Genomic DNA, 13,114 nt, shown 5'->3' on the forward strand with positions numbered 1-13,114 from the left:
ACAGGAGAAATACGATGCCTATTCTGGATCTGCGTTTCAGCAACAAATCAATTCACCAACTTCCACATCCCCTCACGGGTTGTCAGGAATACCGTGATATTCACTGCCAAAACCTGCGTGCTCTGGTGTATCCCAATCGGATCACGCTGGCCTTCCGTGCCACTATAAACAATCAGCGTATATATGAAACCCTGGGTCAGTTCCCTCAGCTCTGTGTTGAGGATGCCCGTCAGCATGTGATGAAACTGCTTGCTGATAAAAATCGTCTTGCGGTTCAGTCCCGTCGATTCACTGTGGAACAGGCCATCAATGACCTGTGGCTACCGGATTTGCAGTTGTATAAAAAGAGTCCTCAGTCAGAGTTGTCAAAACTCAACCTCTACGTTCGCCCGTTCTGGGGCAAGCGGCAACTTCGCGACATCACGGCAGGAGAACTAGAACAATATGCTGCTGGCTTACGGGAAAAATTACGTCCGTCAACAGTAAACCGTATCCTCGCAATATTGTCCAAAATATGCTCTCTGGCAGTACGTGCTGGATGGATCACACATTCCCCGATGTCACATGTCCGCTATCTGAAAGAAAATAACATTCGCTATCGCACACTATCAGCGACAGAAATCCCGCGCTTTATTGACGCGGCAACAGCGCTGCAAACACCGGCAGCTGATTCTATATTGCTTGCTCTTTATACGGGGATGCGTATTGGTGAGGTATGTACCCTGAAATGGGAGTACTGGCACCCGGATATGCATCAACTCATACTGCCTGATACAAAGTCCGGACACCCTTTCACCTGCCCACTTGCACCTCCAGCCATTGCAGTTGTCCAGTGCCAGCAGGACCTGATGCTCAGCAAAACTTACATTTTTCCACAACTAACCGACAATGCCTGCCCTCTGGCATATCCGCGTGCAACCTTTGCCCGTATTTGTCGGGATGCCAACATTGATAACCTGCGGATGCATGACCTGCGCCGTACCTTTGCCACCCGGATACTACAGGCGACCGGGGATATTGCAATCGCTTCCCATCTGCTAAATCACCATTCACTCACGGCGACCCGTCGCTACGCTTTTCACAATGCAGCGACATCACACGCAGTGGTTTCTCAGGTCATAGAAAGTTATGACACAAAAATGAACCTATGATCTGTGATTCGTGATTGATGCAACACTCGTTTAAGGACGGTATTGTCATTGCATGCTTCTGCAGGGCCCTGCATTAAGTCATCACAGAATGTGGATTGATATTAAATCCGCGTGGCTTCTTATTCTCTGAAACCGGAGGTTTATGTATTTAACCATTAAGCAGTTTGCAGAAAGATTTAATCTTTCCGCATCCACGGTTGCGTCAGATATATCGCGCAACCCAGGAAAACTCCCGCCCTTCATCAGAATTGGGCGGGCTATACGATTCTCTCTTGATGATATTGTTGAGTGGGAAAATGCACATCGTCAAAACAAACTTAAAGGTGATATAAATGGTTACTAAGAACACAGCAAATAATGCTAATAATGCACTGAACATTATTCCCGAATCAGCAAGCACAGCTGTAGACAACGATGAAAAATATCTGTCCTTTGCATTAGTTCTCGCTATCACGATTATGGGTAACTTAGTAAAGCTCATCGGCACAGATGGCTTCGTACTTTATACCTACACCCTGCAGGACACGGCTACTGCTCGTGCTGTTTTTAATGAATTAGCCAGGCGTCTCAAAAATTTCAATCGTCAGGAGGAGGTCTACACCACCGATTACCTCACCTTTCGAATGAAATACATTTACGGTGTTACCTTGTTCGAACATGATGGTAAATCTATCCTCAGCCTTTTTGATAAGAAGGGCTATCCGGTATTGAGTGAATCAGGAGAACCCGGTTCTCTTGATGATATGTATCTTGACATTCAAGCCCGATTACATGGCGGCTACGCCTCAAAAAAGTTTCTTCATTTACATGAACATTGTCTGTTATCTGCACACGTTACCCCGTCTGTGGAAAAGACGCAACGTGGTATCCTGATTAAAGCAGGCAGGAACCTCGTTTCATTTATCCATGCAGATGATGAATCACGCAAAACCGATATTTTCAAATCTGTAGTAAATGTTATTAAATCTTGATTCTTTATGCCGGGACACAGCTCCCGGCATTTTTTCGGAGTTAACTATGAGCCATAATTTGCAGGATATCCTCGCTGCCGCCTCGGGGTATCAGTCCGTGACTTCAGAGCCAGCGCTCAATCTTAAAAGACCTAAAACGCTTGATGATTATCCTGTGATACCACCTGCATCAGAAAAAGTATCTGTTATTTCAAGTGACCTGACACTCCATATCGGTTTTGATACCGAATATGTTTTCAATCCTGAAACACAACAGAATGATATTCTGTCATATCAGAGTTATGTTGTCTTACCCGAAAATACAGGTATATCGAACATTATCTATCCACCTGACTCACAGAAAAAATCCCGGCTGTCTTTTAAGGAATTTCTCTGTCAAACGATTACACCGCTTCTTGAAACGGGTGTGATTACAAAATGGCCCGGTATTATTAATATATATGCGCATTTCATTCGTGCGGATATCGCCTCCTTTGCCAATTTCTGGTCAGACTACAAAATTCTTCTGAAAGGAATACGCGGTACTGTCAGCAGCTTCAAAAATCGTTACGGTATCGATTTTGATGAACAGCAGGAACGTCGCGTAAAGACTGAACAGATAATGTTTGACAAACGAACTTCCCCTCCGCGTTGCAGTAACGTAGCTTTCATCGATACACTGCTTATCACTCCCGGGGATATGGGTCTGGCTGAATGTGGTGAATTACTGGGTCTTCCCAAACTCACCATTCCTGCCCCTTATTCCATAACCAATATGCGTGAATATCTTCTGGGCGACAGAGCAGGGTTTGAAGCCTATGCTCTGCGGGATGCCGAGATTGCGGTTCGTTATGCTTTACAGGTTCGCAATTTTTGCGCCCGGGAGCTGATGATTGATCGTGTCCCCGCCACCATCGGGGCGATGGCAGTTTCACGGTTCACCAAAACACTTAAAGAAAACAATATATCTCCTGAAGTCTGCCTTGGGACACACATTAAAACCCGTGAACTCTGGCTCACGGAGAAACAGGCATTCCGGACGATTAAAAACCCCGCCAGTGTTCCTTCAAGAGAGTTGTTTGAAACGTTCCCGATCAACTGTTACCACGGCGGACGCAATGAGTGTTTTATGATGGGGGTTACACCGTCTGATCACTGGTATGACTACGATCTGGCTGGAGCGTATACCACCGGGCTATTAGATATCCTCACACCCGATTACGGAAACATCCGCCTCAGTAAAAATCCGGACGATTACTGTGGGCATGTGATGGGATTTGCGCTTGTCACATTTCGGTTCCCGGAATCAGTTCCCTATCCCAGCCTGCCGGTTCGGACCGATCAATATGGGTTATTCTTTCCATTAAGTGGCGAATCATGGGCAACGGCACCTGAAATCGAACTTGCTCTGTCGCTCGGGGCAGAGATGACGATCCATAATGGGATCATCGTCCCCTGGATCTGTGACACCTCCCCACATAACAGCGAATCAACATCGGTGTTTCTTCCCTTTGTTCAACAGGTCCGTGAGAACCGTAATCGCCATATTAAAGGTTCTCTGGAGGAGAAATTCTGGAAAGAAATTGGCAACTCGCTTTATGGCAAACTTGCTCAGGGCCTTCGCGCCAAAACCGCCTTTGATACTGCCCGTGGATTAAACAGATCCCTCCCACCATCATCGGTTACTCAGCCATTCTTTGCTGCGCATGTGACGGGATTTATCCGCGCCGTTGTCGGGGAACTCATGAATGCTTTGCCTTCTGATTCATCGGTTGTCAGCGTCACAACCGATGGCTTTTTGACAAATTGCCCACTTAACAAGATAAACATGAGCGGTCCACTGTCTTCCCGCTTCCAGTCGCTGTGCGATATTGTTGATCCGGGTTCATCAATGTTGACATGTAAGCATGAGGTCAGCCAGCTTATCGCCATGAAAACCCGGGGGCAGTTAACCTATAGAGCTATTCAGGGAAAACCGGTTGTTCATGCCAGGGCTGGCGTTAAACCTCCTGCCGATATTCCACGCAGTGACTATAACGACTATATGGTAGATCTTTACCTTAATCGTTTACCCGGTCAGACGTTATCCCGAAGTACGTTGATATCAACGCGTGAGATGTGGCTGTCGGAAAGCGATCTGGTATCCCGGGAACAGGATATCCGTCTTAATCTGGAATTCGATTTCAAACGCCAGCCCGTACAGCCCGCCATGAATGAAGGGCATCTACTGATGTTTTCCCGCCCGTGGGATAATATGGAAGAGGCTATGCAGCAACGCTCCCTTTTCGACGACTGGCGGCAAACGCATACACTGAAGACCCTGGCTGACTGGGATGACTGGTGTGATTTTCTCTATTGCCGGACGGTGTTTTCTGATATGAAACTAAAAGTCGGAAGCAAACGTAGTGATGATATTTTAGTCAGACTATTTCTCCGGGCGCTGACTCAGTGCCAATGGGGGCTTATGCTGAAAGATAAAAAAAGTTATTCCTGTAAAGAGGTTGCTGAATGGCTGACGTCAGAAGGCTATTCAGTAACGGTGACTGATGTAAAAAATGCGGTAAGAGCAAAAATACCCCAAATGAAATTTAGTTCTGTAACACCGCGAATGAAGTCACTGATGGATATCATAGCCCGTAAATATCCGACATTCTGTCTTCCAGTCTGATAACCGTTAAATCTCCCCCAACTCCTTTAACAGAAGTTGGGGGCTTAATCACAGGCAATCGGCATCAAAACAGTGAAATAACTGCCGCGCGTCAGGATGGCCATTTACATGATAGATCCGCATGGCATGACAGGTGATACTCTGGAGATTAGCCGCCAGCCTTTTCCCCATATTCACCAGTATGCCGTGTGGTATTTTACTGCTTGTACTGTTTACTGTCAGAGTAAAACAATTTGTTTCAACGCTGACCTCAATAAAATCATTTCCAAATAATGTACCGACAACCTGCCTGATTGTTTCTTCATAATCTGTCAGATCAATGACATCACGCCATCTCGCATTTACGAGTTGATACTTTCTGATATGTAAATACATAGAACCACCTTTATGTTATTTCAACTAATATGATGTTCTCCGACATTATGAAAATATTAATCATCATTGTAATTGCTGATAACCTCTCTAACCTTCGGATCTTACGTTCCCCCCTGCCTCTCCGACTTGATGGCAAAAGTGCATGGTCAAATATGCAGCAAAAACATGTCATGTACAGGTCAGGATAATAATTATCACCCTGAACGTAAAAATACACATGGACAGGATGAGTCCATATTTTATTCGATGATTCCAGCAATGTTTTAATATATTGATAATTAATGAGTTAATTTTTTTCTCCGTCACAGTAAAAGTGGACTCATACTGTCCGTTACTTTGCTGACAATATCCTCTTCGCTGGCATTAACCGGATAAACGAATGGGTAAGCACGATAAACTTGGATATCGACTCGGATTGATATTAACTCGCCTGAACAATGGTGAGTCACTAGCCGTCCGGGAGTTATCTGAGGAATTTAACGTTTGCGAAAAAACTATCCGTCGTGATCTTACTCAGCGCCTGTCCTATCTTAATCTGATTCGACAAAATGGTCGCTATCGCCTGTCTGACGGTGTTCTCGGTCAACGCAGCAATGCTGATTTACGTCATTTCACGCGCATCCTGGGTATTGAAGGGCTGTTCCCTCGCTGGGATGACAGACTACTGAGTATTTTGTTAGGTAACACGAAAAACAACCCGTTTCTGATAAAACAACGTCCATACGAAAACTGCGGATCATTCATGTCAATTCTGAATGTATTATCCGATGCCATCCTGTCACAGAAGAAAGTAAATTTTAATTACAAAGATAAAGAGTTTCGGGCTGTTGAGCCATACAGACTGGTTAATGACAACGGATTGTGGTATCTCGCTGCCGCCCATGACAGTACATTAAAAAGCTTTGTTATCTCATCTGTCAAAGACGTTTGCATGAGTAATATCTCTTTCAGGATAATCCCCGAAATTAATGAAAAAATAGAAAAGACAGATGGTATCTGGTATAGCGAAGACCTTATCGAAGTTCTTATTTCAGTTTCCGCACATGTTGCTCCGTGGTTTACCCACCGTCATCTATTGCCAGGACAGGAAATAATTCATACTTCCCGGTCTGGCGATTTACTGGTGATATCACGTGTAACACACACAGATCAGATAATGCCTTTAATGAAATACTGGATACCGGATGTCGAAGTAATACAACCGGCCTCAATCCGTCAACAACTTGCTGAAGATATACAATCCGCACTGAAACGTTACACCCAGCCAAGTAACGCCCCGTAATGACACGAATAATATAATTTTCATTGAGTGCTATTTTTGTAAGCTAAAAAATGGAGTTACCATGAAAAAATGCCCGGTTCTACTTGTTGTATCAGGGTTTCTGACCGAAAATGATATATCATGGTTTAACCGAATTAAAGCAGGGTGTGGCCTTGATGTCAGATACTATAAATGGGAATCGGCAAATCTACTATCCATATTAAGTTCTGACATAGCGAACAAGTGGGGGTTATATACTCTCTTCCCCCTGAGAACATCTCCTTTATTGTCATCAATCTCCATCCCATTTAAAGCGCGTCAGGCCTGGTATAATGCAACGAAAGCAGCAGTTAATAACAGAGAAAAATTAGCACGCGTAATAAACGAGATATACGTTAAAGAAAAGCGTAATGTGATCATAATGGGTCATTCTTTAGGGACTCGATTAATAAACAATACATTACCCTATATTAAAAATGATAATATTCTCTTAACAATCTCTATGGCCGGAGCCACCCCAATAACAAGTTATACAGAGAACATAATGAAAATGGCTTACGGTTCAAAAATGGGGCATTTAAATATCTACAGTGAACATGATAAAGTACTTAACACGATATACCCTCTCGTTGAGTCAGTAACACCAATTGGGGTTCGGGAGGTGAGATTCAGACCTGCTCGGATAATCAACTGGAAGTGGAATGTTGGTCACACTGAATATATTACTTCAAACAGGATTGATTCATTAACACACTGGTTAAATGTTACCTGTGCCGATTTAGCTGATCCAGCCGTAGAAATCACTGACGACGACATGAAATCATTTCATGATATTATTAATCTTGCAAATTCAACACATCATAAAAACACTGTCGCACCTAAATTAATATCATTTGAGTAGTTAAAAAAAGGTTACATTATAACGGGAGTGTATATTTACTCCCGTTAAGTTTCATATTTTATAGTATTGATATGGATTCGATTAAAAATTTCGTCTAACTCGTTCCCTTATCAAATTTGCCAGCCTTACCCTTCCAGGTGAAATAGTTTCCGTTACAATTTCAACTCTCAACAAATCACGCTGTCCGGTTCGGCGACTGACCGCGAAACGCTGACATATATCATTAACCGATACCGTATTACCGGTATACAGTTGTAGTAATATCCAGCACAGCCTTTCTGCGATCCTTTCACCGCGAGTTTTATACATCTGTAAAACCTTCAGTTATCGTCAACGATGACATAGTCCACCTCAAAACCCACATAACTGACTGTATTCATGAATATTTATTACCGGTGTAATACTGTCGTTGGGGTAATGGATTAACCGTTATCACCCTGCTACTGGAGAATGCACCATAGGGGGCAAAAATCACGAGGGATCTGAGATCCCCCGTGTCTGCACATGTTTATGCGAACGGTCCGGTACAACCAGTATCATCATCATGCTGCGATGTACTGCGCATGAAGAGGATTACAAAGATGCCCGTTTTCTTCCTGTTCATAACAGGTCAACAACTTTCCACAGTTACCGTTACCCGGTAAATCCCCATAGACAGGTAATCCATAAAATTACCCTCCCATAAGGACCAGAGTTCATTCCTCTCTGCCGCCCGCTTTCTTCCTGTTCATAACGGGTCAACAACTTTCCACAGTTACCGTTACCCGGTAAATCCCCATAGAGAGATATTCCATAAAATTACTCTCCCACAGGGACCAGAGTTCATTCTTCTCAGATACCAATGAAATATCTCCAAACAGATAATGGAAGACGTAATGACCCGACCAGCAAAAATCTATTTCCTTTTCCAGTTCCGGGTAGACTCGTCCCATGTAACTAAAGTCTGTGACATAATCGAAATACCATTCGTTATCCTGACGGATGAACCGCATTTCAACCGGATGAAATCCGCCGGATTCTGCACTGTAGTCCGGGTCACGAAAATTAATGACTACTGCCCTGACCGATGTTTGCTGAGATTGTTCTGCCAGAAGCGTAACGATGTGCTGCTGAAATAATTTAGTGACAGGCAGCGTTAATCCTGCCTGTTTTAAGACATACTGGGTTTGCATAATAGATTTTCCTGTAAAAGGTGAGTAGAGGTGTGTAGTAGTTTCTGGTTGTATAACAGTTCTGGTAAAGAATTAATTCTTCGCAATCCTTTCTCAATCGCCAACCTTACCGAGTGTTTTAAGGCGCGCCCGCCAGTCAGCATATAAAACATGCGTAAACAACTTCTCAGGGTGCGCCTCAAGCAGACATATATCCGGTGAGCGTAAAACAGCGGCCAGGAAACCGGCATTATTGGCACTTGCTCCTTTAAATAATGATCTGAATACGCCTGATGTGAAGCCCGTTGTCGGTTGAACTTCGAGTACACTTTCAATCTTAGAAAGTGGGACCCAGTCTTTAGAGAACAATCCACCGCTGCCATTTGCCATGAGACGCAGGTAAAGTTCATTATCCGTTTCAGACATAGCCAGTTGCCATGTCAGAATACCGCTGGCTTTAGGGCTGATTTTTTCCGCCTGACCTGATTCAATTAGCAGCTTATAACTCTCTTCAGGTAATATTTGGCCATCTTCAGTGATACCTTTTTCAATATCACTTAAATCATTATTTAACCCCAGCTTCTCGTGTTCATTATTATTTTTCTCTAACTTTGATTTTCTCATTTTCATCTCCTGGTTTTAATCTGATTTACAGACGGGATTCCGCCATAGACATTAATGTGTCAATCCCCTTCAAAGGGCATTCCGGATGAAATAGCAGATAAATACCATTTCCATTATCTTCTGTAATTGATAGCATCAAGTAATATTCATCTGTCAGATGGACCACGAACTCAGGGTTTGCAATTAAATGATGAATTACATCCAGTACGTGTCGTTTAATATCTTCGGGAACATCACCGGGTTCAATGTACATTAATGTTACACCCACCTCGCACCAAAAATTCATTGCGGAAAGTTCATCATCAAATGGAAGTATCAGTTCTTTTCTCAAGACAGTCATAACTGAATCGGGAAGAAGGAGCGACGGCAGGTCTTGCCAGTTCGAGATAAATTTCATTGAATAATCCTCATAAACAAAAAACCCGATACGTTTTAAGTATCGGGGTTACATAGACAGGGTAAAGAATCTGGAATTGCCTTCAGGCGTCATCTAAATTCTTTCATAATATCCACAATCCTTGCAGATAAGCACTGGCGCATTATTCCTTTCACGCTGTTTAAGGAATCCAAATAGACGCTGTATCGCCCTGATGATTTCTTTAAGCAATTCTGGTAATTGCTCCGGGCTAATATAACCGGATGTCGATGTCAGAAACCGGTCATCGCGAGTCACCTTTGCTATATTTCCGGCAGTTTCTGTGACTGTATTCCGACTACCGCACTTAGGGCACTTTAACGGCATAATCATTCTCCACGTTTAAGAGATGCAAAAATCACTGTTCTTTACTGGTAGCTACGGGGGGTAAAAGAAGGTCGGTAACACCCTGCCCGGTCTGACGCATTCGCTCTGGTGTCAGTTTTGCGTAGCGCTCCGTACTCTGAATACTGGCATGCGCAAGCTGGGCTTTAACGTCATACAGACTGTACTGTCCGCTGGAGACAAGTAATGATGCGACGGAATGGCGCGTAGTGTGGAAACAGACTTCACTTTTATCTATCCCGCACTCTGCCAGTATTTTTTCATAGGCCCACCGGGGTTCTGATATTGGTTTTCCATTATCTTTTACGGCAAACAGATAGGGGTTGCTGCCAGCCCGTGGGATCGAATCAATAATAGATAATGCAACATCACTGAGATACACAGTTCTGCTGCGACCATTCTTAGTATAAGGAATGAATAACGACCTGTTATCCCGATCAATATGTTTGTGCATGACATTCAGCATTTCTGATTTGCGTGTACCGGTTAACAGCAGCATGGCTATCAGTCCCCCGGCTGCCTTATTGGGGTATCGTGCCGCAGCGTCGAGGATCCTTCTGATCTCATCGGCGTCAAAAAAGCGCGTCCGCTGATTATTCTCCTTCAGCAAAGGGATCTTATCGGCTTCATTCTTCTCCAGGACATCCTGTCGTAGCGCAAAACGCCCCATAGTTTTCAGAATAGCCAGTGCCCTGTTACAGGTAGACGGTGCATACTGCTGGCCGTGAATACGACCCTCAAGCATGTCGAAAAGCACCTGCTGGATTTCCCGGGCCCGAAGGTCACAGTAACGTATCTTCCCCAGACAAGGTTCAATGTATTGCGTGAAACGCTGAACATCCTTATCCCAGGACTTTTTATGGCGTTTGATGAACGGAACATAGGTCTGGTGAAAAAACTCACTAAGCGTTGGCATAGCACGATAATTATCGCGTTCTGCCTTAGGGTCATTTCCCAGTGCAATCGCCTCCTTGTGACGGCGGGCTATCTGACGGGCTGTCCCCACATCAATTTCAGGGAATCTGCCAATACTGATACTTTTTTTGGTACCGTGGAATGTGTATCGCAGGAGGAAACGTTTGTTACCCGTTCGACCTGAGAGACATTTGAGGCCGATAACTTCGGTATCAGATACCTCAAGCTCTGTAGATCTGGTATCTGTGTTTGCCGGAAGGGCTTTGATGGATGAATTGGTGAATCGGAAGGATTTTTGCATATTTATCCTCATGTATCTGATTGATATCATGAAAATAATATATATTTGAAGGTGTTTTTATTACGGGGCAGGATTGAAGAATGGAAAAGCTATTAGACGCGTACAAACGGATATTGCAGGAAGTTAACGCCCAGTCATTTAACCTGAATGAGGATAAATACTCAGGCGTATTTTTACCCGTACCCTTTGAAGAATACTGGCATTCACCGATAAAAATCATGCTGGTTGGACGTGAAACCGCAGACTGGAATACGCTGAATGGTAAGAATACGATATCACGGGTGTTGGGACTTATACCTGACGTCACCATCGGTCAAGTGGTTGAAGAAGCTGTAGATCGTTACAGGAAACATCTTCCGGTACAAAATTATGGCACCACCAACCTCAAATCACGTAGCCGCTTCACGCAGTATCATTTCCGGCTGGCCTGGGAGCTTAATATTCCTCCTCAGGCTATCGTGTATGCCAATCTACTGGCGTGGGATTACGATGGGCTGACACCTCTCACCCGTCCTGTAAATGAAGTGCAGGAAGTCATATTAGCCTCACTGAAACTGCTGGCGGTACAAATTAAACACCTTGAACCAAATTTCATCATCTTTGCATCCGGAGCCCGGAGAACAGACTACATCATAAAACAAGTGCTTACTGAGTTAGGCGGCTATGAGACTTCTTCAGTCATACCGGGGAAGCTGTGGGAGTTCAAAACAGGTAATGCAATCTGTTTCAGAATTGCCCATCCAAGGGCTATGCGCGGACACCAGAAGTACAGAGATGAGGTGATTGCACGAATTAAGCAACTTTGTACTCAGGGTGGCTAGAGCATTACAGCTTGCTCAGCAGGGCCCCCTTCCCGGAAGAGTACCGGAAAACAGGCAAAACGACCTGGTTCTCTATGCTGGAGGCGACACGTTCGATTCGGCATTACCACGCTGGAGATTGCAGCTCATTGCACCCCGTGAGCACAGGATATGCACAGGGCGTGAATTTCAGGCACAAAAAAACCACCTTTCGGTGGTTTCACGACACTGCTTATTGCTTTGATTATTCTTTGTTTCCCATGGTAGCCGGAGTGGGACTTGAACCCACACAGCGCGAACGCCGAGGGATTTTAAATCCCTTGTGTCTACCGATTCCACCATCCGGCCAGGGAAGAAAGTGGAGGCGCGTTCCGGAGTCGAACCGGACTAGACGGATTTGCAATCCGCTACATAACCGCTTTGCTAACGCGCCGTAAAAATTTTCTAACTGACACCCGCTACTGCGCATGTCTTTAATCTGGAGCGGGAAACGAGACTCGAACTCGCGACCCCGACCTTGGCAAGGTCGTGCTCTACCAACTGAGCTATTCCCGCATGTCATCAAGTAAACGTCTAACCACTTGATTTCACTATCGTCCGGCTTGCTGTGCCGCCGTTCGATGCGTTGCATTCTACTGATATGACGTTATGAGTCAACGTTATTTTTTGCATCCCCGGATCGTTTGCTGAAAATTACGGCGAAACGATCACTGATCAAGCAAATCCCCACGCGCGGCGTTCAAATATTGCAGCATTGACCACAGCGTCAGCACTGCCGCCACCCACAGGAGGCCAATCCCCGCCCACTCAACCCAGGCGTTCGGACGCCAGAGCATCCAGACCAGCGCCGCCATCTGCGCCGTCGTTTTGACTTTACCAATCCACGAGACCGCCACGCTGCTGCGTTTGCCCAGTTCCGCCATCCACTCGCGCAGAGCAGAAATAATGATCTCACGGCCGATCATGGTGGCCGCAGGCAGCGTCACCCACCAGGTATGATAGTGCTCGGCCACCAGCACCATGGCGATAGCAACCATCACTTTATCCGCTACCGGATCGAGGAAGGCGCCGAAACGGGTGCTTTGATTCCAGCGACGGGCCAGATAGCCGTCAAACCAGTCGGTTACCGCGGCAACAAGGAAGATCAGTGCGCAGGCGAAAGGTGCCCAGACAACCGGCAGGTAAAACGCCAGCACAAAGAACGGTATAAGCACGACACGAAAGAGAGTGAGCAACGTAGGGATATTATATTGCATA

13 protein-coding genes and 3 tRNA genes are annotated in these 13,114 nt (G+C 45.0%); 7 read left to right on the forward strand and 9 right to left on the reverse strand.

From position 1 onward, the window contains the following. Nucleotides 1-14 precede the first annotated feature (14 nt). From FY206_RS15425 to FY206_RS15440, 4 genes are all read left to right on the forward strand, one after another. Complete coding sequence (locus tag FY206_RS15425) at nucleotides 15-1,151, forward strand: tyrosine-type recombinase/integrase (RefSeq protein WP_077064136.1); 1,137 nt, start codon at nucleotides 15-17, stop codon at nucleotides 1,149-1,151. Nucleotides 1,152-1,293: 142 nt separating this feature from the next. Then, on the forward strand, nucleotides 1,294-1,494 hold the full coding sequence (locus tag FY206_RS15430) for a helix-turn-helix transcriptional regulator (protein WP_000281555.1): 201 nt from the start codon (nucleotides 1,294-1,296) through the stop codon (nucleotides 1,492-1,494). Then, entirely contained in the window at nucleotides 1,484-2,122 is a 639-nt protein-coding gene (locus tag FY206_RS15435) for a hypothetical protein (protein ID WP_077064135.1), read from the forward strand. The genes FY206_RS15430 and FY206_RS15435 overlap by 11 nt, the downstream gene beginning before the upstream one ends. Before the next feature lie 46 nt (nucleotides 2,123-2,168). Further along, the gene (locus FY206_RS15440; RefSeq protein WP_047653982.1) at nucleotides 2,169-4,769 is read left to right on the forward strand and encodes a DNA polymerase type-B family protein; all 2,601 of its coding nucleotides are present in this window, start codon (nucleotides 2,169-2,171) and stop codon (nucleotides 4,767-4,769) included. Nucleotides 4,770-4,817: 48 nt separating this feature from the next. On the opposite strand, the gene FY206_RS25335 is transcribed toward FY206_RS15440, so the two are convergent. Next, nucleotides 4,818-5,144 (reverse strand): hypothetical protein, encoded by a 327-nt coding sequence (locus FY206_RS25335; protein ID WP_000280683.1) that lies wholly within the window; start codon nucleotides 5,142-5,144, stop codon nucleotides 4,818-4,820. Between the two features lie 379 nt (nucleotides 5,145-5,523). On the opposite strand from FY206_RS25335, the gene FY206_RS15445 reads away from it, so the two are divergent. Both FY206_RS15445 and FY206_RS15450 read left to right on the forward strand, forming a co-directional pair. Then, on the forward strand, nucleotides 5,524-6,426 hold the full coding sequence (locus FY206_RS15445; protein ID WP_000515818.1) for a helix-turn-helix transcriptional regulator: 903 nt from the start codon (nucleotides 5,524-5,526) through the stop codon (nucleotides 6,424-6,426). A gap of 61 nt (nucleotides 6,427-6,487) precedes the next feature. Next, on the forward strand, nucleotides 6,488-7,306 hold the full coding sequence (locus FY206_RS15450) for a DUF726 domain-containing protein (protein ID WP_073528419.1): 819 nt from the start codon (nucleotides 6,488-6,490) through the stop codon (nucleotides 7,304-7,306). A gap of 737 nt (nucleotides 7,307-8,043) precedes the next feature. Here FY206_RS15450 and FY206_RS15460 read toward each other — a convergent pair. From FY206_RS15460 to FY206_RS15480, 4 genes are all read right to left on the reverse strand, one after another. After that, the gene (locus FY206_RS15460) at nucleotides 8,044-8,478 is read right to left on the reverse strand and encodes a DUF2787 family protein (RefSeq protein ID WP_077064134.1); all 435 of its coding nucleotides are present in this window, start codon (nucleotides 8,476-8,478) and stop codon (nucleotides 8,044-8,046) included. Between the two features lie 93 nt (nucleotides 8,479-8,571). After that, nucleotides 8,572-9,081: a hypothetical protein gene (locus tag FY206_RS15465; RefSeq protein ID WP_047653980.1), complete on the reverse strand. Its 510-nt coding sequence runs from the start codon at nucleotides 9,079-9,081 to the stop codon at nucleotides 8,572-8,574. 25 nt (nucleotides 9,082-9,106) lie between these two features. Beyond that, nucleotides 9,107-9,478, reverse strand: a complete 372-nt coding sequence (locus tag FY206_RS15470; RefSeq protein WP_232967238.1) for a hypothetical protein — start codon at nucleotides 9,476-9,478, stop codon at nucleotides 9,107-9,109. 376 nt (nucleotides 9,479-9,854) lie between these two features. After that, entirely contained in the window at nucleotides 9,855-11,057 is a 1,203-nt protein-coding gene (locus tag FY206_RS15480) for a site-specific integrase (RefSeq protein WP_077064133.1), read from the reverse strand. An 80-nt stretch (nucleotides 11,058-11,137) separates the two neighbouring features. Here FY206_RS15480 and FY206_RS15485 point away from each other — a divergent pair, with 80 nt between their 5' ends. Further along, nucleotides 11,138-11,878: a hypothetical protein gene (locus FY206_RS15485; RefSeq protein WP_047653979.1), complete on the forward strand. Its 741-nt coding sequence runs from the start codon at nucleotides 11,138-11,140 to the stop codon at nucleotides 11,876-11,878. A 240-nt stretch (nucleotides 11,879-12,118) separates the two neighbouring features. On the opposite strand, the gene FY206_RS15490 is transcribed toward FY206_RS15485, so the two are convergent. From FY206_RS15490 to pgsA, 4 genes are all read right to left on the reverse strand, one after another. Next, a tRNA-Leu gene (locus FY206_RS15490) sits at nucleotides 12,119-12,205 on the reverse strand. 11 nt (nucleotides 12,206-12,216) lie between these two features. Further along, a tRNA-Cys gene (locus FY206_RS15495) sits at nucleotides 12,217-12,290 on the reverse strand. 46 nt (nucleotides 12,291-12,336) lie between these two features. After that, nucleotides 12,337-12,412 (reverse strand) — tRNA-Gly (locus FY206_RS15500). A 152-nt stretch (nucleotides 12,413-12,564) separates the two neighbouring features. Beyond that, on the reverse strand, nucleotides 12,565-13,113 hold the full coding sequence (gene pgsA / locus FY206_RS15505; protein ID WP_032641392.1) for a CDP-diacylglycerol--glycerol-3-phosphate 3-phosphatidyltransferase: 549 nt from the start codon (nucleotides 13,111-13,113) through the stop codon (nucleotides 12,565-12,567). Nucleotide 13,114 lies beyond the last annotated feature (1 nt).

Origin of the sequence: Enterobacter chengduensis (assembly GCF_001984825.2) — a bacterium.
GTDB lineage: Bacteria > Pseudomonadota > Gammaproteobacteria > Enterobacterales > Enterobacteriaceae > Enterobacter > Enterobacter chengduensis.

Bases quoted from the DNA above. Each gene is read 5' to 3' on its own strand.
- FY206_RS15430 (WP_000281555.1), top strand. From the start codon at position 1,294: ATGTATTTAACCATTAAGCAGTTTGCAGAAAGATTTAATCTTTCCGCA.
- FY206_RS15485 (WP_047653979.1), top strand. From the start codon at position 11,138: ATGGAAAAGCTATTAGACGCGTACAAACGGATATTGCAGGAAGTTAAC.
- FY206_RS15440 (WP_047653982.1), top strand. From the start codon at position 2,169: ATGAGCCATAATTTGCAGGATATCCTCGCTGCCGCCTCGGGGTATCAG.
- FY206_RS15450 (WP_073528419.1), top strand. From the start codon at position 6,488: ATGAAAAAATGCCCGGTTCTACTTGTTGTATCAGGGTTTCTGACCGAA.
- FY206_RS15460 (WP_077064134.1), bottom strand. From the start codon at position 8,478: ATGCAAACCCAGTATGTCTTAAAACAGGCAGGATTAACGCTGCCTGTC.
- FY206_RS25335 (WP_000280683.1), bottom strand. From the start codon at position 5,144: ATGTATTTACATATCAGAAAGTATCAACTCGTAAATGCGAGATGGCGT.
- FY206_RS15480 (WP_077064133.1), bottom strand. From the start codon at position 11,057: ATGCAAAAATCCTTCCGATTCACCAATTCATCCATCAAAGCCCTTCCG.
- FY206_RS15445 (WP_000515818.1), top strand. From the start codon at position 5,524: ATGGGTAAGCACGATAAACTTGGATATCGACTCGGATTGATATTAACT.
- FY206_RS15470 (WP_232967238.1), bottom strand. From the start codon at position 9,478: ATGAAATTTATCTCGAACTGGCAAGACCTGCCGTCGCTCCTTCTTCCC.
- pgsA (WP_032641392.1), bottom strand. From the start codon at position 13,113: ATGCAATATAATATCCCTACGTTGCTCACTCTCTTTCGTGTCGTGCTT.
- FY206_RS15465 (WP_047653980.1), bottom strand. From the start codon at position 9,081: ATGAGAAAATCAAAGTTAGAGAAAAATAATAATGAACACGAGAAGCTG.
- FY206_RS15435 (WP_077064135.1), top strand. From the start codon at position 1,484: ATGGTTACTAAGAACACAGCAAATAATGCTAATAATGCACTGAACATT.
- FY206_RS15425 (WP_077064136.1), top strand. From the start codon at position 15: ATGCCTATTCTGGATCTGCGTTTCAGCAACAAATCAATTCACCAACTT.